This window comes from Nitrosomonas sp. (assembly GCA_016703745.1).
Lineage (GTDB): Bacteria > Pseudomonadota > Gammaproteobacteria > Burkholderiales > Nitrosomonadaceae > Nitrosomonas.
Map to the genome: position 1 here is coordinate 2,003,538 of JADJBK010000006.1, position 23,939 is coordinate 2,027,476.

Here is a 23,939-nt window from a genome sequence, read left to right on the forward strand (position 1 = left end):
AGAAGGGTGCCAACAGGCACCCTTCTTTACAGCAAGTTAACTAATCGTATTGATTAGAAATCGTGACGCAAGCCTACCGAGTAAACGTTACGATCGGCATCCACGCCTACCAGGTTTCTGTCTTTAACCCAGACACGCTGATAACCACCAAACAGGCTGGAACGACGGCTCAGGCTGTGAATCACACCAACGGTGATATTTTCGACATTACGTTTGGCAATGAAGCCTTCGCTTTTTGCTTCAGTCATACCACCTTGCGCAACCAGCATGGTATTGCCAATCGTGTAATCGCCACCTGCCATCCACAGATAGCCATCGCCATTTGTATTCATGGCTGAATTACATTGGCCACGGCCACCATCCAGGCTGAGAGGACCTGCAGCACTGCCAAATGCAGCTGCATCGGTACAAGTGGCGGCACCACCAAACGGATTGGCGTTGTTCACCCATTCAAACTGGCCACGTAAACGGAAACCAGCAAAACCCACGAGTGCGCCACCGCGCCAGATTTCCTCATCTTTTCTCACGCCGCTCAATTTCTGGAATTTGCTAACATTATCACGGGAATAGCCACCGAAAATATTGAAGTCAACGTCATTGAATTGCGCGCTGTATTTACCGGCAACCTGAAAATCCCACTCACCGTTTTCGCCACCGGAATTAGCTGGATTCAATAATGGATCACGCTTATCAGCATCGCCTGGCATCAACAAAGCGGACAACGCGAAGCCTTCAACTACGGGTGAATCAAAACGCACGGCACTGTTGACGAAACTGTTGTCACCTGCGCCTAAACCATTTTGTGATGCAGTCATCAAACCACCGCTACCGTTTGCGTGCAAGCTGGTGTAGGCAAAAGGATCGATCGAGTGACCACCGGCAAAGTCCTTGAATGGGGATTGCACGCGACCAAATTTCAATTCACCCCATTGTTCGCCACCCAGACCAACCCATTGTTCACGAGCAGTCTGGTTGGAACCGGCGCCGGGGTTAAAAGAAAACTCAACACGGCCAATTGCTTGCAGGCCCATTCCTAAATCCTCAGCAACCTGCAGTCCCCAGCGGGATTGCAGCGCATCGTCAACAATAGCAGTTTGTGCATTGAAACCATCTACATCGACAGTGGCATATTCAGCTTGCAAACGGCCAAAGATAGTAACGTGTGTGCCATCAGCGGAAGCCACCAAAGGTGCTGCCAGCGCGCCAGCGACTGCCAGCGAAATCAGTCTTTTTTTCATTTGAAACTCTCCTTAAGAAAAAAACAACAAAAATTATCGTATTGCATACTGCTTGTCCGTAATCTGCCAACAGAACGCATTAACCAATTTATCCACTGCTAGATTAATACTCACTGACCCAATAGGGTTAGGCGGATTGTGCACAAGACATTTCATCGATGCAACAATAAACCCGTATTTTTTGATTTTATGATCACTTTTTGTTGTATTTGAGCAACAGTTGCGATTGTTCCAGAAGAAATGCGCCGACAAATACTCTTTTATTAGAGATTAGCCGCCTGTCCTGTATAAAATTTTCAGCAACGACTCCCCGTAGCGCGCAAACTTGGTGGTGCCCATACCAGATACCTGTTGTAACGCTTGGCTGGATTGTGGTCGCAGACGTATCAATTCCAGCAGAGTCGTATCGTGAAAAACAACATAGGCCGGCACACCGTGATCTTTGGCAACCGTTTGCCGCCAGAGCCGCAGTGTTTCCCAGAGTAGCTGGTCGGGGGGTGAAAAATGATCGGGGTAATTCGCTTTTTTATTTTTTTCCAGCTTCCGTTCAGGCTGAAACCTAAGCAGGATTTTATGCTGATTACGCAAAATTTCCCGTGCAGACTGGGCTAGTTTCAGCGTATTGCGCTCATCACTTACCTCCAGGTAGCCGCGTGCCAGCAGATGCCTGAAAATCGCGCGCCAGCCAGCGGCATCCAGTTCCTGGCCGATACCGAATGTACTGATTTTGTCGTGATTCCATTGTTTGATCCGCGTGGTCAGCTTGCCCAGTAGAACATCAACCAGATATTCCACACCAAAGCATTGACCCGTCCGATAAATACAGGACAACACTTTTTGCGCGGAGATCGTCACATCCTGAGCGGGCAAGCTCTCTCGACAGATGTCGCAATGACCACAAACAGAATAGTTTGGTGTTTCTCCAAAATACTGAAGCAGGTGCACTCGGCGGCAGGCTGTGGATTCGCACAACTTGAGCAGGGCATCCAGCCGATTGAGTGCAGCCTGTCTGATTGGTGCCGGTGTTGGGTTGAAGTCGAGCAAGCGGCGGGATTTGATGATGTCTCCATATCCGTAAGTCATCCAGGCATCAGCGGCAAGACCATCGCGCCCGGCTCGTCCCGTTTCCTGGTAATAACTCTCGATACTCTTGGGTAAATCCAAATGAGCGACAAAGCGAACATCCGGTTTATCAATTCCCAACCCAAATGCAGTCGTGGCCACCATTACGATATTCTCACCATACAAAAAATCCTTTTGATGCTGGCTACGTGTGGCGGTATCCATTCCAGCATGATAAGGAAGCGCAGTAATGCCCTGAGTAGTTAGCCAGACTGCTGTTTCCTCCACTTTTTTACGTGAGCGACAGTAGACAATCCCGCTGTCACCGGCGTGTTCCTGGTGGATAAAATCGAGCAAACGCTCACGACTATTGGATCCATCCACGATTCGGTAATACAGGTTCGGACGGTCAAAGCTGCTGATAAAGGTGGGCGCTTGCTGCAAACCCAGGCAGGAAATGATATCAGCACGAGTTTTGTCATCGGCGCTGGCGGTCAACGCAATACGCGGTATCTCTGGAAATTTTCTGGGGAGCAGTGAAAGCTGACTGTATTCCGGCCGGAAATCATGCCCCCATTGTGAGACACAGTGCGCTTCATCAATTGCAAACAGTGATAGGGAAGCACGTTGCAATAATGTCTGAAAACGTTGAGTTAATAACCGCTCCGGCGCGACATAAATCAGATCGTAAACACCGGCCAGCATAGCTTGCTCAACCTTCAATGCATCTTCTGCTGGTAGCGATGAATTCAGATAAGTCGCGCGTACACCCAGCTCATTGAGTGCCGCAACCTGATTTTCCATTAATGAGATCAGGGGTGAAACCACGATAGCGACACCCTCTCTCATTAATGCCGGAATCTGATAACACAATGATTTCCCACCTCCGGTGGGCATCAACACCAGACAATGGCCACCATCAACCACATGTGAAATAATTTTGTCCTGCTGTCCACGAAAATCAGAAAACCCAAAGATTTCTTTGAGAATAGCGCGCGCTTTGGTGGTCATTCTCCGTTGATCAGCCGCTGTAGATTGCGTCGAACACGCTTGGTGGGGCGTCCTCTTACTTCCAAACGAGGTTGCATCCTGAGTATTTCAGTAAGTTCCTGTCGGGCGATACGGCTTTCCTCTGTCTCCTGATAGAGCATTTGTGCAACGGCAGCCGATCCCCGCCTGTTTGATAATGCCAATACGTTGACATGGTAACGGTACTCGCCAATTCGGATATCCAGTCTGTCACCTTCGTTCAATGTTTTGGATGATTTGGCGCGCACGCCATTGACTTGTACCCGGCCTTTTTCAATTGCCTCTGCCGCCAAAGAGCGTGTCTTGAAAAAACGGGCAGCAAACAGCCATTTGTCGATACGACATTTCTCATGCTGAAGTGGTGTTGCCGAGGATGGTATTTTTTTAAGGAACCTCTGAAAAACAAACATTCTGAACGGCAGTCACTCAAAAACTAGCCACTATTTTCAAATAGTGACGCTGATTTTTATGAAAACAGCTATTTCTCTCTGGAAACAAGTCCATTTACTGGCTTGTTTTCAAATTTCAGACGCAACAAGGCGTCGACGTTCATAGGCGTCACCACGGATGACGTTGGCAATGGCTGTCAGGAAGGTCAAACGGGCCGCATTTTTGGCCAGGCCGCGATAGCGATTTTTAGCATACCCAAAGCGGATTTTGATATCCCGAAACACGTGTTCGACTTTGGCGCGGCGTTTCGCCAGTTCGCGGGCGGCCCCGCGCAGTAGTTGAGCCGCGCCGGAATCGTCTTTCGTGAGCCTGGCCAGTTTGCCCGGACGCATCGTGATTACGCAGACTGGAGGGTTTTCTGCCGGCATCTCCGGGCGTTTATCCAGCCCCTGATATCCGGCATCGCCATGGACAAACTGTTCCTCGCCATGCAGCAGGGCGGCGGCTTCGGCAACGTCGCTGACATGCCCCGAGGTTACTTTGAGCGTATGCACCAACCCGGTTTCATGATCGACGCCGATATGAAACTTGCTGCCGAAAAACCATTGATTGCCCTTTTTGCTGGAATGCATTTCTGGATCACGCGACCGGCTTTTATTTTTGGTTGAAGTCGGTGCGGCAATCAGGCTGGCATCGACGATGGTGCCGGCTTTCAAGAACAACCCACGCTCACTCAGTGTTTGGTTGATGACCTGGAAGATTTGATCCATCAACCCGTGTTTTTCCAGTAAATGTCGAAATTGCAAAATGGTGCTTTCATCCGGCACGGCTTCCAGACGAATGCCGCAAAAACGGCGCAGTGATTCAATCTCATACAGCGCATCTTCCATGCCCGGATCGGAATAGTTGTAGATAATTTGCGCAACATGCGCGCGCAGCATCAATTCCAAGGCAAATGGTTTGCGGCCACGCCCATTGCCTGGCGCATAGTGTGGTTCAATAACATCAATCATAGCCTGCCAAGGCAATAATCCATCAAGTTGATCGAGAAACTTCTCGCGGCGCGTGACTTTGCCCTTATTGGCGTATTCGGCATCAGCAAAACTCATCTGTTGGTAAGGTTTCATGAATAGCTTCTCGAAAAAGTTTGATGCAGAATTATATCGGTGATCGGTTATTGATCAGAGGTTCCTTAACCGCCATAGCTGGCACAGAATGAACCGCAATTGATGTCCGGATTATAACTGCCGGACATGTTAGCAAATTTCAGTTAAAAAAAGCTCATAATCAAACTCACCAGCATCCCGAAGGCAATACACCCTGCTATCGCTGCAAAACCACGTTGCAGCAGGGTTTCGTTGAAGCGGCCAGCATAAAAGCGGCCGACCAGCATGCCTGATACGGCGCCCAAACCAAACGGTATCGCGATCACCCATTGCATGGCGCCGACAAAAGCAGCAGAGAGAAAACCTGCCGTCGAAATCAGCGCGATGGCAGCGAGAGAGGTGGCAACCAGGGATTGCATGGGAAGCGTGGTTGCGCGCTTAAGTACGGGAATGATGACGAATCCTCCACCCACGCCCAGCAGGCCAGACAAGAATCCGGTTGATAGTCCTGCAAGTACCAGCGCTTTGGCGCAAGGCTCGTTCCAGATGAGGCGGCCCTTAACGGTATCGAACTGACAGTGCGCAGACTCGGGCAATACAGATTTTTCAAGTAGTTCATGCTGGCTGGATGATTGAAACATACGCCAGCCAGCATAAGCCAATACCACTGAAAATAATAACGTCAACAGCAGATCAGGCAGAAATTGCGCCACCCAGATACCAAGTGGCGCAACCAGCATACCCATTACAGCAATCAGACCTGCCGCACGATAACGCACAATTTTCAGGTTGCTAAACGCGAGGTAAGCCGCGATAGCTGCTGACAATGCCACGGCGAGCAAGGCAATAGGTGCGGCCTGTGTCATGGACAAGTTCAAACCAAAAACCAGCAGGGGAATCGCGATAATCGCTCCACCCGCACCGGTCAAAGCCAGAATGAAACCGGTAACTGCTCCCAACATCAGGCTGATCAGCACTATTTCCATGTCAATACAATTCGATAAGGGTGTTTAGTTGACACCCGTTGAACGTGCCAGCCATTCGCGTCCCTTCAGCATAGCGTTCCAGTATAGCCATGGAAAAAACCTGGCTTTGAGCCACCAGTAAGATTTACGGGCAACGGTAGGGTCAAGTGGGAAACTGGGAAGCAGTTTTCCGCCGAAACCAAATTCAGCAAGAATGACTTTGCCATTTTCCACTGTCAGCGGGCAAGCGCCATAGCCGTCATAAATCAATTTTGGCTCCAGCCCTTCACGTGCGGCCAGCAGATTTTCAGCAACGATGACAATCTGTTTTCTGGCGGCAGCGGCCGTCTTGGCATTGGGCGAGGAACAAGCATCACCCAATGAGAAAATATTTGGGAAGCGCGCGTGCTGCAGGGTTTTAGGATTGACTTCACAGAAACCGCTGCTGTCGGCCAGTGGGCTGTTGCGCAAAAAATCTGGTGCAGCCTGCGGCGGGGTGACATGCAGCATATCAAACGGTTTTTCAACACGCGTGACTTGTCCGTGCTCATCTTTGACTTCGAATGTAGCCAGCTTTCTGTCACCATCAACCTTGACCAGATTGGAATTGAAGGCCAGTTTGGCATGATAACGATTGATATACGCCATCAACGGTGGGACAAATTCGGCCACACCAAACAAAGCGGGAGTCGCCGTATTGAATTCGACATCGATTTTATCGAGTACCCCTTGCTTCTGCCAGTGATCACAGGATAAATACATGGCTTTTTGCGGCGCGCCAGCGCACTTGATCGGCATGGGTGGCTGAGTGAACAGAGCTTTGCCGTTTTTTAACTGCTTGACCAACATCCAGGTATAAGGTGCAAGGTCAAACCGATAGTTGGAAGTGATGCCATTCTTGCCAAGTGTTTGCTCAATACCCTCGATCTTTTCCCACGCGAGACGAATACCGGGGCAAACGATCAGCTGCTGATAGCTAATGGCCCGACCATCGGCCAACTGCACCAGATTGTTATCCGGCAAAAAGCCCGCTGCGGCTGCCTGAATCCACTGTACGCCTTTGGGCATAACCGAAGCCATGTCACGTACCGTATCCGCCGGGTCAAAGGCACCGCCGCCAACCAGTGTCCATGCTGGCTGATAATAATGCTTGTCATTTGGCTCGATGATGGCAATACGTATTGAAGAACGCCGGTTCAGCAGACTGGCGGCGATACCAATACCCGCCGATCCCCCGCCTACTACAACAATATCGAAAGCATTGTCCCAATGGCATGCGGGGATAACGGGTGCTGTTCTTTGTTCAGGATGTTGATACGTAAACGCATGCGTTTCTGGTGCACCCCCTTCCCAGTTACACGCGTCGGTAATCGTGTCTTGCTCGGGCAGCGGGATCTGTGTCGACTCGTCCACAGCATATAACGCCGTGGCACGCTTGCCTGAGCCACAAAAAGCAAATACGGGTTCAGGCAGCGTTTTTAGTAGCTGCTGGAAGGCCTCGCGCTTCTCAGCATTCACCCCGCCAATGACAACGGGTAGATAGGAAAACTGCAAACCTGCTGCTTCTGCGGCTATTTTTAAGGCATCGCTTGTCGGCTGCGCCTCGCCACCCTCTCCATCAGGACGGTTACAGATAATCGATTTGTAGCCCGCCGCTGCAATTGCAGGAATGTCTTCCGGATTGATCTGGCCGGATACGGAAAAATTCTCATTTAGTTTATTCCAGCTTGCTTCAGTTGTCGTATTCATGGTGTGTTCCTTATGAAAAAACTTAAAAGGATTGGAGACGATGTGAGGATAGAGTTGATTTTAGGAATTTACTTTGGTTACGTGGGAAATATGCCAGGAAGAAAAATTTTATTCATTTTTCTGACAATAAAGCATATACAGGGTATGCATAACAGTAGATACCTCGTGGCTTGCCAGGGTATAGAAAATATATTTCCCGCTGCGCTCCGTGGTGACCAGCTGTTCCTCACGCAACACGGTCAATTGTTGTGATAACGTCGGCTGCCGGATGCCCAGCAACTGCTCCAGCTCACTTACGCTTTTGCTACCCAGCATGAGCTGGCACAGAATCAGCAGTCTGTCCTCATTCGCTAATATTTTTAAGAGAGCACATGCCTTGGCTGCCGAAGCCTTCTCCTGTAGCAAAGCAGACATATCTTGCCCCGCAGGAATGGACTCTACTTTATTTTTAGTATCTGTATTCATTATGAAGTGTTGCTGTAATAATTTATCACTAACTACTGGCAGTTGAAGTACTCACCCACTCGCCATGCCAATCATCATAGCAGAATATAATATATTAAAAAAAAATATTTTTAAATATATCGTTTAATGATATTATGTTTCTGCATTAACTAACAGGAGAATATCATGCAACCCAACATTGAAGGTTTTTTTGATCCCATTACCGCTACGGTCAGTTATGTTGTGTTTGATCAACCATCCGGCCATTGTGCAATTATTGATCCCGTGCTCGATTACGACCCCCAATCCGGGCGGACATCGCATCAGGCAGCTGACAAACTGATTAACTTCATCCGCTCACAAAATCTGACTGTGGACTGGATACTTGAAACTCATGCGCATGCCGACCATCTTTCATCGGCGCATTATCTAAAAATGGAGTTGGGTGGAAAGACAGCGATTGGCGACAAAATTTCCACAGTTCAAGCCGTTTTTAAAAAAATGTTTAACCTGGAAAAAGATTTTAGTACTGATGGCACCCAATTTGATCACCGGTTTGCTGATGGAGAATACTTTGACGTGGGCGGGGTTCGTGGCAGGGCAATACTCGTCCCCGGCCATACTCCGGCTGACCTGGCTTACCAGTTTGGAGAGGCCGTTTTCATTGGCGATACCATGTTTATGCCGGATGCCGGCACCGCGCGCGCAGATTTCCCCGGCGGAGATGCGCGACAGCTCTTCCGTTCAATCCGTAAATTACTGGATTACCCGCCAGAAACCAGGCTGTTCATGTGTCACGATTATCCTGCCAGCGATCGCCCGGTAAAATGGGAAAGTACCGTGGCTGAAGAACGAGCGCACAACATTCATGTGCATGATGGCATTAGCGAAGAAGAGTTTGTCGCCATGCGAACTGCGCGAGACGCCACACTGGGAATGCCTGTTCTGATACTGCCGTCCGTGCAAGTCAATATCAGAGCAGGACAACTGCCGCCAGCAGAAGACAATGGCGTGACTTACCTCAAAATACCAGTTAACACTTTGTGAAAAACATGTGTGGCACATCGGCCAATAGGTGGGCGCATCACTTATTAAGAAAAATTTCCAGACAAAAATCTCACGTCTGAGATTGTCGTCATGAAGGCCAGCATGACGGACTGCGCTCAGGGTGGTTCACTGAAGCGGAATCACCCTGCAATTCATACGCCGCAAGGACGTACATAGAATGTCATCTTGCGGATTTATGCTGCTATCTCCCCGTTAACTGTTTTACAGGAGGAGCGTTATGAGTGACGACAAAATAGTTGGCATCAATATTTGTCAGATTGCTGAACAATCATTCCCCCGCCCAGACAAACCTTGCTTTCATATACCACCACCGATTGCCCCGGGGTAATACCCCACTGCCTGGCAGCAAAGCCAATCTGGAAGGTATTTTTCTCAATTTCCAGGATGGCGCATGGGGCATCGGTTTGACGATAGCGAATCTTGGCGGCGTAAACCCAGTGTGGACGGGGGGGTATGCCGCTGATCCAGGTAGACGAATCTGCCGTCAGGCCGGCATGAAGCAACGCGGGGTGATCGTGTCCCTGGACGACGTAAAGGATATTCTGGGTCATGTCTTTGTCGGCAACAAACCAGGGCTGCTCATTTTTATCTGATATCCCACCAATTCCAAGCCCTTGCCGTTGCCCCAGGGTGTAATACATCAGTCCTTGATGAGTGCCGACAATTTTGCCATCGAGTGTACGGATCTCTCCCGGCTCCACCGGCAAATAGCGGCTGAGAAATTCCCGGAAGGGACGCTCACCCACAAAGCAAATACCGGTGCTATCTTTTTTAGTGGCGTTGGGTAACCCTTGCTCACGGGCGATCTGACGGACTTCATGCTTGTAAAGATGACCGACTGGAAAAAGAGTTTTAGAAAGTTGTTGTTGATTGAGTCGATACAGAAAATAGCTTTGATCCTTGTTGCCATCTTCACCTTTAAGCAGCTGGAATGTCCCGGCGATTTCACGGATCTGCGCATAATGTCCGGTTGCGATCCAATCTGCGCCCAGACGCAACGCATGATCGAGAAATGCTTTAAATTTAATTTCACTGTTACAGAGCACATCCGGATTGGGAGTACGACCTGCCCGATATTCCGCTAAAAATTGAGTGAATACCCGCTCCTTGTATTCCGCCGAGAAATTGACTACTTCCAGCGGCATATCCAGCAGATCAGCGACTGAAGCCGCATCAATAAAATCCTGACGAGAGGAGCAATATTCGTCGGTATCGTCATCTTCCCAGTTTTTCATAAAAAGCCCGATAACCTCCCAGCCCTGCTGTTTAAGCAGATAAGCGGCAACCGAGGAATCCACTCCGCCGGACATACCCACAACGACACGCTGTTTTTGCATTTTCAAGAGTACATATGAAATTAAATCGGTATTTTTCCTGGTGTTTGGCTACCCAGGCATTCAATAAATAACCGGAAAAGGATCCAGGCTGCGCCACAGATACCAGGTAGCGACAGAACGCCATGGTTGCCAGTTTTGTGCAACAGCATTGATCTCGCGCTTGTGCATGGGCAAACCGCCATTGTAATGGATGCTTATCGCACGTTGCAGACCAATATCATCCAGTGGCAAAACATCCGGGCGATGCAGGTGAAAAATCAGAAACATCTCCGCTGTCCAGCGACCCACACCCCTGACGCAAACCAACTGCCGGATCAATTCCTCATCTGACAGATTACTCCAGTCTGTTCGACCTAAGAGGCCATGTTCAAAATGACCCGCCAAGTCCTGCAGATAGTTAATTTTTCGGGCGGACAAGCCACAATCTCTCAGCAAATCTGGTTCCACAGCCATGAATGCTGGCGGCGTAATTTCTGGAAGCGCTATACAGACGCGTTTCCAGATACTGGCCGCTGCTTTGACTGAAATTTGCTGACCGACGATTGCACGTGCCAGCGTCGTGAAAGCATCATTCTGCTGCCCAAGAGAAGCTTCACTGAATTGCTGAAAAAGACGACACAGAATTGGATCGCGCAATGACAGTTCCGTTACGGCTTGTTGCCAATAGATAGGGGTCATAGAAATTCAGTATTTCGTCATTCGACAGAATGCGTAAGTATTCAGCTTAACCAACTGTTAACGAATATAAAAAAATTGATTCTACTTGACCCGCAAATAATTTTTAATTAAAGTGGGATTAAGTAGCAAATAATGTGGATTAAGTGTAGTTTTATGGGATAAAATTGACTCACTTGATCGATTGGAATCTCGCTTTAACGAATGAATGAGGGGGCGGAATGTTCCGTGGCGTCACGCAATTAAGCCTTGACAGCAAAGGCAGGCTTGCAATCCCGGCGAAATATCGGGACGAGCTGACTGCCAGTTGCGGGGGAAATATTGTCGTCACAGCCGATCCTTCCAGATGTTTACTGATCTACCCCCAGCCCGCCTGGGAGCCAATAGAACAAAAACTAAACAGTCTTCCCAGTTTCGATCCTCAAATACGCGGTTTACAACGTTTGCTTGTTGGCAATGCCTGTGATGTTGAGATAGATGGCTCCGGAAGAATACTGATCAGCCCCCCCCTGCGGCAATTTGCGGGATTGACGAAAGAAGTTGTTCTTGCCGGACAGGGGACAAAATTCGAGCTTTGGGATGGTGATCGATGGAATCAGGAAATTGAAGCAGCGCTGGTTTACACGAATGGCAATATCCCGCCTGAACTGGAAGGGTTTTCACTGTAGTGCGTGGTTGAAGTTTTGCATATCCCCGTTTTACTCAACGCGGCAATCGATGCGCTGGCGATCAAGAGGGATGGGGTTTATGTTGACGGTACGTTTGGCCATGGCGGGCATAGCCGTTTAATTCTGTCGAAACTGGGCAGTCGGGGTCGGCTGATTGTGTTTGATAAGGATCCGGTTGCCATCAGCACAGCAAAATCCATTCAGGACGAGCGGCTGCATGTGGTGCATAACAGTTACACCGGGCTCGAAGTGACGTTGCAATCGCTGGCGATAACAGGAGTGGACGGCATCCTGCTGGATCTTGGAGTGTCATCGATGCAGCTGGAAAAGGCGGATCGTGGATTCAGTTTTCGTCATGATGGGCCACTGGATATGCGGATGGATACCACTCGAGGGGAAACAGCAGCGCAGTGGCTGGCAACGGTTGATGAAGTGACATTGCGGGAGGCAATCAGAGATTATGGCGAAGAACGGTATGCTGGGCAGATTGCAGGCGCAATTGTTATGGAACGGAGCAGGCGGCCCATTACTACCACGCTTCAGCTTGCCGAAACTGTTGCAGCGGTCGTGCGCGCGCGCAGCCATGGGCGGGAGTACCGGCAGCATCCGGCAACGCGTACCTTCCAGGCGATCCGGATTTATCTCAATCAGGAGCTTGAGGCATTATCGCTAACACTGCCCCTGTGCTTGGCCAGACTAAACCCTGCCGGCAGGCTGGTTGTGATCAGCTTTCACTCGCTGGAAGACCGCATTGTCAAGAATTTTATGCGCGCACAAGCCATGGCAGATACCTTGCCGCGCAAGCTGCCGATTCGTGAGGATGAGCGCATGCGGCATAGTCAGCAAAAATTGTTGCTGATCGGGAAAAAGATTCGCCCGGATACAAATGAGATTGCCGCCAACCCGCGCGCGCGCAGCGCAATTATGCGTGTTGCCGAGAAAATTAAGGCCAGTGCTATAAACAGATGATCAAGTTAAACATGGCGTTGTTTCTGATATTGATTATTTCGGCTTTGGGCATTGTGACCGCTCGCCATGAAGCACGTAACCTCTTCACGGCACAGGAAAAAGAACAGACGCTGGCAAAACAGTTCGCTACCGAACGGGATCAGTTATTACTCGAACAAGGCACACTTGCTATGCATGCCCGCGTTGAGAACATCGCCAGAACTCAATTAAAGATGACCATGCCAGCGACTACAAATTTGCTGGTAATTCAATCAGGTAAAACCCGGGCCAGATGACATGAAGCGTACCTCAGTTAAATCAAATCAAGCTGGAGACACTGAAATCCTTCCCGGCTGGCGTTCCCGTCTGGTGCTGGGTTTGTTGATGTTCGGGCTGGTCATATTGGCTGGACGCGCAGTCTATCTACAAAAATTTAACAAGGATTTTTTACAGCAACAAGGTGAGCTGCGTTATAGCCGGATAATCGAACAAAGCGTGCCACGCGGTAGTATCAAGGACCGGAATGGCGAAATTCTGGCGATCAGCGCGCCAGTTAAATCCGTCTGGATTGATCCACAGCAGATCGACATGACTCAGGCGCAATTCAAAGCCTTGTCCGAATTGCTCGGCATGTCACGGGATGCTCTGCAGGAGCGCGTCAGCAGCAACAGAAGATTTGTTTATCTGAAAAGGCGGCTATCCCCCGATCTGGCGGCGGATGTGGCGCAACTCAATATCAAGGGGCTACATTTCAAACAGGAATATTATCGCTATTATCCAACACGCGAGCGGACCGCTCATATCCTGGGTTTTACCGATATCGACGATAGGGGGCAGGAAGGGATGGAACTCGCCTGGCAGGATAGCCTGACCAGCGAACATGGTAAGCGGCGTGTGATCAAAGATCGACTTGGTCGTATCGTCGATGATGTCGAGCGGATAAATTCACCCAAGCCAGGTCAGGAACTGACATTATCAATTGACAGCAAGATACAGCATCTCGCCTACCGGGAGTTGGCGCGCGCAGTCAATGCGCACCGCGCACTCTCCGGTAGCATCGTTGCACTTGATACCCGGACAGGCGAGGTGCTGGCCATGGCCAATTATCCGGCATTCAACCCCAATCAACGAGCCAACATCAATAAGGATGCCATACGTAACCGGGTGCTGGTCGACGAATTTGAACCAGGATCGACCTTAAAGCCATTCACAGTAGCTGTCGCACTGGAAACTGGTCGCATCAAGCCTGACACACTCATGCAAACCTCTACAGGGATGATGAAAATTGGCAAAGCGTTAATCCGTGATGTGCGCAGCAAGGGAAATTTGACGGTTTCACAGGTCATCCAGACCTCGAGTAATGTGGGTGTTGCCAGGATTTCGATGCTTTTGCCTCCGCAGACATTATGGGAAATGTTCAATCGCGCCGGTTTCGGTAGCGAAACCGGTTTGGGGTTTCCCGGAGAGGTCAATGGCAAATTGCGCGATTATCGTAGCTGGCGACCCATTGAACAAGCAACCATGTCATACGGCCATGGCATATCAACCAGTCTCATGCAACTGGCGCGCGCTTACACCTTATTTGCAGCCGATGGGGAGCTGAAGCCGGTTACATTACTAAAACGCGAGCAGCCGGTAGTGGGTCAGAGGGTCATCTCACGCGAAACCGCAAAGTCAATCAGCGCCATGCTGGAACTGGCAGTACAGCCGGATGGAACCGGGTCGCGTGCACGCGTCAATGGTTATCGTGTAGCCGGTAAAACCGGTACCGCTCACAAGCGCCTGGAAAATCAGAAAGGCTACGCCACAAACCGCTATCTCTCATCATTTGTTGGATACGCCCCCGCTTCTGATCCACGCGTTGTCATTGCCATCATGATTGACGAACCGAGTGCCGGAGAGCATTTTGGCGGCAGCGTCGCCGCACCGGTATTCAGTCGGGTAATGGAAGAAACGCTCAGAATACTGGGTGTGCCTTTTGACCAGCCCTGGCCAAATCTGGTTACCGCTCCTCCTGTTGCAACCGGAAAGCAAGAGGGGTAATGACTACCCTAAGCCATAAAAACCCGAAAGATTTTGTGATTCATTCCCTGGATGAGCTGGATCTGAAAATACATCGCCTGGTCACAGATAGCCGGGAATTGCAACCTGGAGATACATTTATAGCATACGCGGGCGAGAATTTTGATGCCCGCCAGCATATTCCCGAGGCCATCGCCAAAGGCGTTAACGCCATCATCTGGGAAAAAAAAGGATTCACCTGGAATCCGCTGTGGAAGCTGCCCAATCTCGCCGTCAGCCACTTACGACAGAAAACGGGGTTGATCGCAAGTCATCTGCATGACTACCCCTCTCGTCAGTTATGGTTGGTGGGCATTACCGGCACCAATGGCAAAACCTCGTGCAGTCACTGGTTTGCTCAGGCCATGACGGTGCTGGGAAAAAAAACTGCTGTAATTGGTACGCTTGGTCATGGGTTTGCCAATACACTTTCAAGCACAGCACATACCACGCCGGATGCCGCGCAACTACAGCAACTGCTGGCTGAATTCCTTCAGCAGCAGGCGCAATCGGTTGTGATGGAGGTTTCGTCACACGGACTCGATCAAGGCAGGTTAATCGGTGCGGAATTCTCGGTTGCGGTGCTGACCAACTTATCTCACGATCACCTGGATTACCATGGCACTATGGATTCGTATGCCGCAACCAAGGCGAAGCTGTTTTTCTGGCCAGGACTGAAATCGGTGGTGTTGAATCTGGATGAAGTGTTAGGTGTGGAGTTGTCGCGCCAGCTCGAAAATAAAGCGATACAGGTCATAGGCTACGGCTTCAGACTGCCACGCGAAGGTAACTGGGTGACCAGAAATCAGCAGATATTGTTTGGCAGCAACATTCGGCTGGAAATGGATCGTCTCATCTTTGATGTGGATTTCCGTGGACAGCGAATGACTCTGAAATTCAACATCATCGGGCGCTTCAATGCGTACAACCTGCTTGCGGTGCTCGCCGCCCTGATTGCCAGCGGAGTCGAATTTGATGATGCGGTGCTGGCTTTGCAGCAGGTTCACCCCATTCCAGGACGTATGGAACTGCTCGGCGGGGGAGAGCAGCCAGTCGTTATCGTTGATTATGCACATACCCCGGATGCGCTCAGTGAAGTGCTGGCTGGATTACGTGAAACGATGGCAGGCAGCAGCCAGAAACTCGCGGAGAACGATAAGGGAAAATTGATTTGTGTCGTCGGATGCGGGGGGGACCGTGATCGCAGCAAACGTCCGTTGATTGGCGAAATTGCCGCCAGATTGGCAGATCAAGTCATTTTTACCAGCGATAACTCCCGGAGTGAAGATCCTGGAAAAATAATCAATGAAATGCTCAGCGGAATCGGGAAAGCGCACAAAAATCGATGTCAAGTGGAAATTGATCGATGTGCAGCGATTTATCGCGCGATTCACCAGGCACGTCGCGGGGATGTTGTACTGATTGCCGGTAAGGGCGCCGAAACTCATCAGGAAAGAGAAGGCAGGAAATACCCTCACGATGACCGCAAGATTGTCAGGCAGGTACTGCACGACCTTGCCCGACAAGCAATACGGGAAGCAGGGCAATGAACGGCGATACGTTCGCACCGGTAATGATGAACGTGCAACAGGCTGCCAAAGTCTTGGAGGCAGAATGGTCTGGCAGCAATCCATTTTTTAATGCAGTAAGTACTGATAGCCGCACAATACGCGCAGGCAGCCTTTTCGTGGCGTTGTCGGGCGAACGCTTTGACGGTCATCGATTTATCCCGGATGCCATCGACAAAGGTGCAGTGGCCGCGATGATTTCAGATGAAGCGATCGACATACCAGAAACTTCCACCATGTCTGATTTTTCCTGGCTGCGGGTCAGGGATCCACGGCTGGCGCTGGGGAAACTTGCAGCGGCATGGCGCAAGCGCTTTGACCTGCCATTGGTGGCGGTGACCGGAAGTAACGGCAAGACTACCGTCAAGGAAATGCTGGCTTCCATCTTACGCCAGCATGCCGGCTGTGATCGGGTGCTGGCAACTTCCGGCAATCTCAATAACGATATTGGGGTTCCGCTCACGCTGTTGCAGATCAATGCCAGTCACAATTACGCTGTTATCGAAATGGGAATGAATCACAGCGGTGAAATTGCCTATCTATCTGGCCTGGCCTCACCCACCGTTGCCGTCATTACGAATGCAGGATCAGCGCATATTGCCCATTTTGGCAAGACAGACGCCATCGCCGCCGCCAAAGGTGAAATTTTCGAGGGACTGGATGAATCCGGTGTTGCGGTGATCAATGCGGATGACCATTTTGCACCGCTATGGCGACAGCTGGCAGGTAAGCGGCAAATTGTAGATTTTGGGATGACGCATACCGCCAGCGTGAGCGCGCGACGTCTGCAGGGAGTGACAGAAAATGGCTGGTTGCTGACTTTGCCGGAGGGACAAGCCGAGCTGACGCTGCAAGTGCCTGGGCGGCACAGCGTCTACAACGCGCTGGCAGCGGCAGCAGCGGCCTATGCCGCAGGTGTGGGTTTGCCCGCAATTGCCGTCGGACTCGGTTCGTATAGGGGGACACATGGACGGCTGCAAACTATGGCCGGGCTGCATCATTCAGTTCTCATAGATGATACCTATAACGCCAATCCTGAATCCATGCAGGCCGCACTGGCTGTGCTGGGTGATACCAAAGGAAAAAAGATTCTGGTGATGGGTGATATGGGTGAGCTGGGCGTAGCAGCAGCAGCATACCACCGGGAAATCGGCCAACTGGCGCGTGCAGCCAAGGTGGATACCCTGCTGGCACATGGAGAGCTAAGCAGGCATGCTGCCGAAGCGTTTGGGCTTGATCGTGGTGGGCAGTATTTTACGAATCTGAATGAATTGATGGCTTGTTTGACTGACCAGCTTGATGCCGATGTAACCGTCCTGGTTAAAGGTTCACGAATCATGCGTATGGAGCGCGTCGTAGAAAAAATAGCCGCCACAGAAAAAATTATGGACAGGAATATTGCCCTGCAAGGCCAGAATGAACATTAACCTACCTTGGGGTTTTGTATGTTATTAGCGCTATCGCAATGGATGGCAGAAGATATCCGGGCTTTCAATGTGTTCGGATATATTACGCTGCGCGCCATGCTGGCGGCGCTGACTGCGCTGATCATTTCATTTCTGATTGGTCCTTATATGATACGCAGTCTGACCATGCGAAAAATTGGTCAGTCGGTACGCGATGATGGACCGGAATCACACCTGATTAAAGCGGGTACTCCCACCATGGGTGGCGCACTCGTTTTGATTGCGGTATTGGTAACGACCCTTTTGTGGGCAGATCTGAGTAACCGCTATGTCTGGGTGGTGCTATTAACAACGCTGGGTTTTGGCGTGATTGGCTGGGTAGACGACTATCGCAAGGTGATTTTGCGTAATTCCAAGGGACTGTCCGCCGCAACCAAGCTTATCTGGCAATCCATTATCGCGCTGATCGTTGCGGGCTATCTGCTCTCGATAGCCGAACTGCCGCAACATACCGAGCTGATCGTACCCTTTTTCAAGGAAGTTGCTATCCCGCTGGGCATATTCTCTTTTATTCTGCTGACTTATCTGGTAATTGTCGGCAGCAGTAATGCGGTCAACTTAACCGATGGCCTCGATGGACTGGCCATCATGCCAACTGTCATGGTGAGCGGGGCGCTGGCTATTTTTGCCTATCTGGCAGGTCATGCTGTTTTTGCCAAATACCTGGGTATTCCGCATATCCCGAACGCGGGCGAGCTGTCTGTATTTTGTGGCGCACTGGCTGGCGCGGGTCTCGCGTTTCTCTGGTTTAACACCTATCCGGCGGAAGTATTTATGGGGGATGTCGGCGCGCTGGCGCTGGGTGCTGCCCTGGGAGTGGTGGCTGTTATCGTGCGCCAGGAAATCGTACTGGCCATCATGGGGGGCGTCTTCGTGATGGAGGCGTTGTCAGTCATGCTCCAGGTGGCATCGTACAAACTTTTGGGCAAACGTGTTTTTCGCATGGCACCGCTGCATCATCATTATGAGCTGAAAGGCTGGAAAGAAAATCAGGTGGTGGTGAGATTCTGGATCATTACCATCATTCTGGTTCTGATTGGACTATCCACACTAAAACTGCGATGAATTATCACGGCAAAAAAATATTGATTCTGGGCATGGGTAATACCGGTTTGTCGGTCGCAAAATGGCTGTCCCGTCACGGCGCAACATTGTCAGCTGCCGATACCCGACCATCACCCCCAAATCTGGCGCTGTTTCACCAGATTTTGCCTGCAGAAAATATTTTTTGTGGACCATTTCAGGCCGGCCTGTTTTCGCAGACCGACCTGATAGTCATCAGCCCGGGTATACCGCTTGGCGAGCCACTGATAGCCGCTGCCGCGCAACGTGGTATTTCTGTGGTGGGCGATATTGAGTTATTCGCTGTTGCACTGAGGGAATATGATCAGAATCATACAAAAATCGTTGCCATTACGGGTTCCAACGGAAAATCCACTGTAACCACTATGGTTGGCATGATGGCTAAAAGTGCCGGCTGGGATGTGGAAGTGGCCGGAAATATTGGACGCACCGTGCTGGATGCGCTGATGCAGAGAATGGATAGTCATCACTGGCCGCAACTTTGGGTGCTTGAGTTATCCAGTTTTCAACTGGAAACCACACGGAATTTGCAGACGGACGCGGCTGTTGTGCTGAATCTGAGTGAAGATCATTTGGATCGATACCCGGATATGTCAGCTTACATTGCTGCCAAGTCAGTCATATTTTCCAGTGGCAATTGCAAGGGCATGCAGGTGTTGAACCGCGATGATCCTCTCGTTTGGACTATGGCGCAGGCAAGCCACAAGCTATTTAGTTTTGGTCTGGGTGAACCAGCGACAGACGAAGAGTTTGGTCTACTGGCAGATGGCGCAGATTTGTGGTTATCTCAAGGAAATACCTGTTTGATGAAAACCAGTGAACTGGCGGTGGCTGGACTACATAATGCCGCAAATGCACTGGCAGCCTTGGCGCTATGCCGTGCAATTGCTCTCCCGTTTGAACCCTTGCTCAATGCGTTGCGTGCTTTCACGGGATTACCGCACCGCATGCAGAAAGTGGCGAATATCAATGACATCACTTTTTTTAATGATTCCAAAAGTACCAATGTGGGCTCGGCGATTGCCGCGCTGAATGGCCTGCCAGCCAAAGCGGTACTGATTGCAGGGGGAGACGGTAAAGGGCAGGATTTTTTGCCATTAAAGCGGCCCATTCGCGAGCATGCGCGCAGCGTGATTTTGCTGGGGCGTGATGCTGACGGCATAGCTGGTTCCATTCAGGGCTGTGGTATCCCGGTACACCGAGTTGCAACTATGCAACAGGCAGTGCAGCTTAGTTTTCTACTGGCGGAGCCGGGAGATTGCGTGCTGCTCTCACCTGCCTGTGCAAGCCTCGATATGTTTAGCAACTATGTGCATCGCGCCGAGGTATTTGTCAATGCAGTCAAAGCTATTGAGAATAATTTGGTGTTATCAACCCATGCGCAGCATTAAACCATGATAACTTCGCCAGCCCCCTCTGCTATTTCAAACAAGACGAGTAAACCCGGTATTGATCTGGTATTGGTGTGGACAGTATTGTTTTTATTGGGATTGGGGTTAGTCATGATGTATTCTGCTTCCATTGCAATCGCCGGAGCGGAGCAGGGAGCACGCAGCACTTACTACCTTGAGAAACAGGGCGTTGCTGTTTTATGCGGCGTATTCATCGGTCTGATAGTATTTCATCTGCTTTCGATTCAACATTTAAGGGCGCTCTGCCCATTCCTCCTGCTGGGTGGATTCGCGCTGTTACTGCTCGTCCTGGTGCCAGGGATAGGTAGAGAAATTAATGGCAGTTATCGCTGGATTCCATTGGGTGTGGCAAATTTCCAGCCCTCCGAACTGATGAAGCTGATCATCGTCCTTTTTACCGCAGACTATGCTGTCCGTAGACGCGCGCATCTGGGTCATCTGATCCGGGGAATCCTGCCGGCACTGATCATTCTGGGAATCCTTGCCGGTTTGCTGTTGATGCAAAAGGATTATGGCTCATTATTTGTCATCACCTTTGTTATGGTCAGCATTCTATTCATGGGTGGAATGAACGGTAAATCCTTTTTGCTGCTCGTCGGCATGGGCGCTGCACTTTCTGTACTGGCGGTGATGATAGAGCCGTATCGCATGCTCAGAATTACTACTTTCATGGACCCATGGGACGATCCATTTAATAAAGGCTATCAGCTCAGCCATGCCCTGATTGCATTTGGGCTTGGGGAATGGTTTGGGGTCGGGTTGGGTGGCAGTGTTGAAAAACTGCATTACCTGCCGGAAGCACATACAGATTTTATGCTCGCCGTGCTGGCCGAGGAGCTGGGGTTTGCGGGAGTGGTCACCGTTATGATTCTGTTCGCCATCCTGTTACTACGTGCTTTTCGTATTGGACGTCACGCCAAGGAGCTGGGAGATCATTTTGGCGCACTGATTGCCTATGGAATTGGTACCTGGTTTGGCCTGCAGGCAGTGATCAACATGGGGGTCAACATGGGAATATTGCCCACGAAAGGACTAACCTTGCCCTTTATGAGCTATGGTGGAAGCAGTATGCTTATCTGCTGCATCACGACAGCATTGTTACTGCGCCTCGACTGGGAAAACCGGCAGAAACCGTCAGGGAGAGGCATATGAAACTGTCTGGCGGGGACGATATGGCACACACCATCCTGATCATGGCGGGTGGTACCGGTGGGCATGTCTTTCCCGGCCTTGCGGTAGCGGCATGGCTGCAGGATAGAGGCTGGCGGGTCGTCTGGCTGGGCACGCAACACGGCATGGAAACTATCCTGGTGCCACAGCATGGTTTTCTACTTGAAACCATTCAGTTTTCTGCTGTGAGAGGAAAAAAACCAATGGATTTCGTCCTCCTGCCCTGGCGATTGCAGCGTGCCTGCTGGCAAAGCCTGCGTATTCTGCGACGCTTGCGCCCCGATGTGGTATTGGGGCTCGGGGGTTATCCGGCGTTGCCGGGCGGCATGATGACGGTACTGCTGGGTATTCCGCTCATCATCCATGAGCAGAATACGGTAGCGGGTCTGACCAACAAGGTGCTGGCCAAAATTGCAGATCGTATTTTGCTGGCTTTTCCGGGTGCACTTCAGGGAAATGAAAAAAAAGTGCAAGTTACCGGCAATCCGATACGCGCCGAAATTACCGGGTTGCCGTCACCGGAAGATCGCTATGCCAAACGCACCGGAAAACTGAAATTGCTGGTGGTTGGAGGCAGTCTGGGCGCGCAGAAACTGAATACGGTCATGCCACAGGCACTGGCCATGATCGACAAAGCGCAACGTCCGCAAGTTACGCATCAGGCAGGTGGGGCGCATTTTGCCGGGCTCGAAAAAACCTATGCAGAATTTGGTGTGAGCGCGCAATTGGTTGCCTTCATCGAGGACATGGCTACGCAATATGCCGAGAACGATCTGGTTATTTGCCGGGCGGGAGCGCTGACGATTTCGGAGCTTGCTGCTGCCGGAGTCGCCAGCATTTTGGTTCCCTACCCTCATGCGGTGGATGATCACCAGACTAGCAATGCCCGTTTTCTGAGCGACGCGAAAGCTGCTGTGCTCTGGCCACAGAGTGAATTGACGCCAGCATCTCTCGCGCACTGGCTGCGCCAATGTTCGCGTGAATCCCTGCAGGCCATGGCTGTAAAAGCGCGCCAGCTTGCCCGGCCGGATGCAACCGCCCAGGTGGCCAGTTCGTGCGAAGAAATACTGGAGCCTGCCAGATGAAACATAAAATCAATCATATCCATTTTGTCGGCATCGGCGGGTCCGGTATGGGCGGTATTGCCGAAGTGCTCATCAATCAGGATTATCAGATCAGCGGATCGGATTTGTCAGATAATTCGGTTACCAGACGATTACGTCATCTGGGTGCGGTCATTCAACATCAGCACGTTGCGGAAAACGTGGGAACGGCGGACGTAGTCGTTTATTCCTCCGCCATCAAAACCGATAATCCAGAAATCATAGCCGCGCGCGAGCGGCATATTTCGGTTGTTCCACGTGCCATGATGCTCGCCGAACTGCTGCGTCTGCGTCGCGGTATTGCCGTTGCGGGTACCCATGGAAAAACGACCACCACCAGTCTGATTGCGAGCATTCTCGCCGAAGCCAATATGGATCCGACATTCGTCATTGGTGGCAGACTCAAGACGTTGGGCAGCCATGCCAAAATGGGAGCGGGAGAATTCATTGTAGTCGAAGCAGATGAATCTGATGCTTCCTTCCTGTATTTGCAGCCGATTCTGACCGTCGTGACCAATATCGATGCCGATCATATGAGCACCTATGGACACGATTTCAACCGGCTCAAGCAGACTTTTGTCGAATTCATTGAACATCTGCCTTTTTATGGCATGGCCATGCTGTGTATTGATAATCCGCATGTACGCGAAATTATCCCGATGATCACCAAACCGGTGACAACCTACGGATTGACAGATGAGGCACAGGTATATGCTACGGAGATACAACCCGATCACAGCACAATGCGTTTTGTTGCACATGTCGGCACAAATGGTTCTGCACGTCGTCTGCCCATAATTCTCAATCTGCCTGGTTTGCACAACGTGCAGAATGCGCTGGCGGCAATTGCAATCGCCAACGAACTGAATATAAACGATGCTGCCATTATTGCTGCATTAGCCAAATTTGGCGGTGTCGAGCGACGCTTTCAATATTATGGGGAAATTGATCTGCCGGGTGGCGGTGTTTTTTCCCTGATCGACGACTACGGCCATCACCCTGCGGAAATTATGGCCACACTGGCTGCAACCAGGGGCGCTTTTCCTGAACGCCGCCTGCTGCTGGTATTTCAGCCACATCGATTCAGCCGTACCCGCGATCTGTTCGAGGATTTCGTCAAGGCACTGTCGCAGGCGGATGGATTGCTGCTCACTGAAGTTTATGCCGCCGGTGAGGACCCGATCATTGCGGCGGATAGCAAATCGCTGTCACGCGCTATTCGAGTGCATGGCAAGCTTGAGCCGGTTTATGTCGAACAGGTGGATGCGTTACCGGATACCATCAAAACAATTGCCCGGGACGGGGATGTGGTGGTGATCATGGGAGCAGGTACGATTGGCAGGCTGGCTGCAGAAATTGCACAGCCAGAGAAAGAAATGGCAGTAACAGATTGCTGA

At 50.7% G+C, this 23,939-nt stretch carries 21 protein-coding genes; 12 read left to right on the forward strand and 9 right to left on the reverse strand.

What is annotated here, in order from left to right:
• Window positions 1-53: 53 nt before the first annotated feature.
• The 7 genes from IPG31_10595 to IPG31_10625 all read right to left on the reverse strand — a co-directional run bounded on the left by IPG31_10595 (window position 54) and on the right by IPG31_10625 (window position 7,953).
• Window positions 54-1,238, reverse strand: a complete 1,185-nt coding sequence (locus tag IPG31_10595; protein ID MBK6618774.1) for a porin — start codon at window positions 1,236-1,238, stop codon at window positions 54-56.
• Window positions 1,239-1,508: 270 nt separating this feature from the next.
• Window positions 1,509-3,311, reverse strand: coding sequence for a DNA helicase RecQ (gene recQ / locus IPG31_10600; protein ID MBK6618775.1), 1,803 nt, complete (start codon window positions 3,309-3,311; stop codon window positions 1,509-1,511).
• Entirely contained in the window at window positions 3,308-3,739 is a 432-nt protein-coding gene (locus IPG31_10605; GenBank protein ID MBK6618776.1) for an RNA-binding S4 domain-containing protein, read from the reverse strand. Before IPG31_10605 ends, recQ begins: the two co-directional genes overlap by 4 nt.
• Window positions 3,740-3,847: 108 nt before the next feature.
• Window positions 3,848-4,846, reverse strand: coding sequence for an IS5 family transposase (locus IPG31_10610; protein MBK6618777.1), 999 nt, complete (start codon window positions 4,844-4,846; stop codon window positions 3,848-3,850).
• Window positions 4,847-4,989: 143 nt separating this feature from the next.
• Window positions 4,990-5,811, reverse strand: coding sequence for a sulfite exporter TauE/SafE family protein (locus tag IPG31_10615; GenBank protein ID MBK6618778.1), 822 nt, complete (start codon window positions 5,809-5,811; stop codon window positions 4,990-4,992).
• Window positions 5,812-5,835: 24 nt separating this feature from the next.
• Window positions 5,836-7,539 (reverse strand): TIGR01244 family phosphatase, encoded by a 1,704-nt coding sequence (locus IPG31_10620; protein ID MBK6618779.1) that lies wholly within the window; start codon window positions 7,537-7,539, stop codon window positions 5,836-5,838.
• A gap of 108 nt (window positions 7,540-7,647) precedes the next feature.
• Window positions 7,648-7,953, reverse strand: a complete 306-nt coding sequence (locus IPG31_10625; GenBank protein ID MBK6618780.1) for a winged helix-turn-helix transcriptional regulator — start codon at window positions 7,951-7,953, stop codon at window positions 7,648-7,650.
• A gap of 216 nt (window positions 7,954-8,169) precedes the next feature.
• Here IPG31_10625 and IPG31_10630 point away from each other — a divergent pair, with 216 nt between their 5' ends.
• Window positions 8,170-9,030: an MBL fold metallo-hydrolase gene (locus tag IPG31_10630; GenBank protein ID MBK6618781.1), complete on the forward strand. Its 861-nt coding sequence runs from the start codon at window positions 8,170-8,172 to the stop codon at window positions 9,028-9,030.
• Window positions 9,031-9,293: 263 nt separating this feature from the next.
• On the opposite strand, the gene mnmA is transcribed toward IPG31_10630, so the two are convergent.
• Window positions 9,294-10,388, reverse strand: a complete 1,095-nt coding sequence (mnmA, locus tag IPG31_10635; protein ID MBK6618782.1) for a tRNA 2-thiouridine(34) synthase MnmA — start codon at window positions 10,386-10,388, stop codon at window positions 9,294-9,296.
• A 60-nt stretch (window positions 10,389-10,448) separates the two neighbouring features.
• A complete protein-coding gene (locus IPG31_10640; protein ID MBK6618783.1) occupies window positions 10,449-11,066 on the reverse strand; it encodes a DNA-3-methyladenine glycosylase 2 family protein in 618 nt (205 codons plus the stop codon).
• 218 nt (window positions 11,067-11,284) lie between these two features.
• Between IPG31_10640 and mraZ the strand changes: the two genes are divergently transcribed.
• Genes mraZ through IPG31_10695 form a run of 11 tightly spaced genes read left to right on the forward strand, consistent with a single transcriptional unit; the run spans window position 11,285 to window position 23,939 of the window.
• Window positions 11,285-11,731, forward strand: coding sequence for a division/cell wall cluster transcriptional repressor MraZ (gene mraZ, locus IPG31_10645; protein MBK6618784.1), 447 nt, complete (start codon window positions 11,285-11,287; stop codon window positions 11,729-11,731).
• A gap of 15 nt (window positions 11,732-11,746) precedes the next feature.
• Window positions 11,747-12,700, forward strand: coding sequence for a 16S rRNA (cytosine(1402)-N(4))-methyltransferase RsmH (rsmH, locus tag IPG31_10650; GenBank protein MBK6618785.1), 954 nt, complete (start codon window positions 11,747-11,749; stop codon window positions 12,698-12,700).
• Complete coding sequence (gene ftsL, locus IPG31_10655; GenBank protein ID MBK6618786.1) at window positions 12,697-12,975, forward strand: cell division protein FtsL; 279 nt, start codon at window positions 12,697-12,699, stop codon at window positions 12,973-12,975. Before rsmH ends, ftsL begins: the two co-directional genes overlap by 4 nt.
• 1 nt (window position 12,976) lies before the next feature.
• The gene (locus IPG31_10660; protein MBK6618787.1) at window positions 12,977-14,722 is read left to right on the forward strand and encodes a penicillin-binding protein 2; all 1,746 of its coding nucleotides are present in this window, start codon (window positions 12,977-12,979) and stop codon (window positions 14,720-14,722) included.
• The gene (locus IPG31_10665) at window positions 14,722-16,290 is read left to right on the forward strand and encodes a UDP-N-acetylmuramoyl-L-alanyl-D-glutamate--2,6-diaminopimelate ligase (protein ID MBK6618788.1); all 1,569 of its coding nucleotides are present in this window, start codon (window positions 14,722-14,724) and stop codon (window positions 16,288-16,290) included. The genes IPG31_10660 and IPG31_10665 overlap by 1 nt, the downstream gene beginning before the upstream one ends.
• A 23-nt stretch (window positions 16,291-16,313) precedes the next feature.
• Window positions 16,314-17,735 (forward strand): UDP-N-acetylmuramoyl-tripeptide--D-alanyl-D-alanine ligase, encoded by a 1,422-nt coding sequence (locus tag IPG31_10670; GenBank protein MBK6618789.1) that lies wholly within the window; start codon window positions 16,314-16,316, stop codon window positions 17,733-17,735.
• Window positions 17,736-17,753: 18 nt separating this feature from the next.
• On the forward strand, window positions 17,754-18,839 hold the full coding sequence (locus IPG31_10675) for a phospho-N-acetylmuramoyl-pentapeptide-transferase (GenBank protein ID MBK6618790.1): 1,086 nt from the start codon (window positions 17,754-17,756) through the stop codon (window positions 18,837-18,839).
• Entirely contained in the window at window positions 18,836-20,248 is a 1,413-nt protein-coding gene (murD, locus tag IPG31_10680; protein ID MBK6618791.1) for a UDP-N-acetylmuramoyl-L-alanine--D-glutamate ligase, read from the forward strand. The genes IPG31_10675 and murD overlap by 4 nt, the downstream gene beginning before the upstream one ends.
• Before the next feature lie 3 nt (window positions 20,249-20,251).
• Complete coding sequence (ftsW, locus tag IPG31_10685) at window positions 20,252-21,421, forward strand: putative lipid II flippase FtsW (protein MBK6618792.1); 1,170 nt, start codon at window positions 20,252-20,254, stop codon at window positions 21,419-21,421.
• A gap of 20 nt (window positions 21,422-21,441) precedes the next feature.
• On the forward strand, window positions 21,442-22,524 hold the full coding sequence (murG, locus tag IPG31_10690) for an undecaprenyldiphospho-muramoylpentapeptide beta-N-acetylglucosaminyltransferase (protein ID MBK6618793.1): 1,083 nt from the start codon (window positions 21,442-21,444) through the stop codon (window positions 22,522-22,524).
• Complete coding sequence (locus IPG31_10695; GenBank protein MBK6618794.1) at window positions 22,521-23,939, forward strand: UDP-N-acetylmuramate--L-alanine ligase; 1,419 nt, start codon at window positions 22,521-22,523, stop codon at window positions 23,937-23,939. Before murG ends, IPG31_10695 begins: the two co-directional genes overlap by 4 nt.

Bases quoted from the DNA above. Each gene is read 5' to 3' on its own strand.
- IPG31_10595 (MBK6618774.1), bottom strand. From the start codon at position 1,238: ATGAAAAAAAGACTGATTTCGCTGGCAGTCGCTGGCGCGCTGGCAGCA.
- recQ (MBK6618775.1), bottom strand. From the start codon at position 3,311: ATGACCACCAAAGCGCGCGCTATTCTCAAAGAAATCTTTGGGTTTTCT.
- IPG31_10605 (MBK6618776.1), bottom strand. From the start codon at position 3,739: ATGTTTGTTTTTCAGAGGTTCCTTAAAAAAATACCATCCTCGGCAACA.
- IPG31_10610 (MBK6618777.1), bottom strand. From the start codon at position 4,846: ATGAAACCTTACCAACAGATGAGTTTTGCTGATGCCGAATACGCCAAT.
- IPG31_10615 (MBK6618778.1), bottom strand. From the start codon at position 5,811: ATGGAAATAGTGCTGATCAGCCTGATGTTGGGAGCAGTTACCGGTTTC.
- IPG31_10620 (MBK6618779.1), bottom strand. From the start codon at position 7,539: ATGAATACGACAACTGAAGCAAGCTGGAATAAACTAAATGAGAATTTT.
- IPG31_10625 (MBK6618780.1), bottom strand. From the start codon at position 7,953: ATGTCTGCTTTGCTACAGGAGAAGGCTTCGGCAGCCAAGGCATGTGCT.
- IPG31_10630 (MBK6618781.1), top strand. From the start codon at position 8,170: ATGCAACCCAACATTGAAGGTTTTTTTGATCCCATTACCGCTACGGTC.
- mnmA (MBK6618782.1), bottom strand. From the start codon at position 10,388: ATGCAAAAACAGCGTGTCGTTGTGGGTATGTCCGGCGGAGTGGATTCC.
- IPG31_10640 (MBK6618783.1), bottom strand. From the start codon at position 11,066: ATGACCCCTATCTATTGGCAACAAGCCGTAACGGAACTGTCATTGCGC.
- mraZ (MBK6618784.1), top strand. From the start codon at position 11,285: ATGTTCCGTGGCGTCACGCAATTAAGCCTTGACAGCAAAGGCAGGCTT.
- ftsL (MBK6618786.1), top strand. From the start codon at position 12,697: ATGATCAAGTTAAACATGGCGTTGTTTCTGATATTGATTATTTCGGCT.
- IPG31_10660 (MBK6618787.1), top strand. From the start codon at position 12,977: ATGAAGCGTACCTCAGTTAAATCAAATCAAGCTGGAGACACTGAAATC.
- IPG31_10665 (MBK6618788.1), top strand. From the start codon at position 14,722: ATGACTACCCTAAGCCATAAAAACCCGAAAGATTTTGTGATTCATTCC.
- IPG31_10670 (MBK6618789.1), top strand. From the start codon at position 16,314: ATGATGAACGTGCAACAGGCTGCCAAAGTCTTGGAGGCAGAATGGTCT.
- IPG31_10675 (MBK6618790.1), top strand. From the start codon at position 17,754: ATGTTATTAGCGCTATCGCAATGGATGGCAGAAGATATCCGGGCTTTC.
- murD (MBK6618791.1), top strand. From the start codon at position 18,836: ATGAATTATCACGGCAAAAAAATATTGATTCTGGGCATGGGTAATACC.
- ftsW (MBK6618792.1), top strand. From the start codon at position 20,252: ATGATAACTTCGCCAGCCCCCTCTGCTATTTCAAACAAGACGAGTAAA.
- murG (MBK6618793.1), top strand. From the start codon at position 21,442: ATGGCACACACCATCCTGATCATGGCGGGTGGTACCGGTGGGCATGTC.
- IPG31_10695 (MBK6618794.1), top strand. From the start codon at position 22,521: ATGAAACATAAAATCAATCATATCCATTTTGTCGGCATCGGCGGGTCC.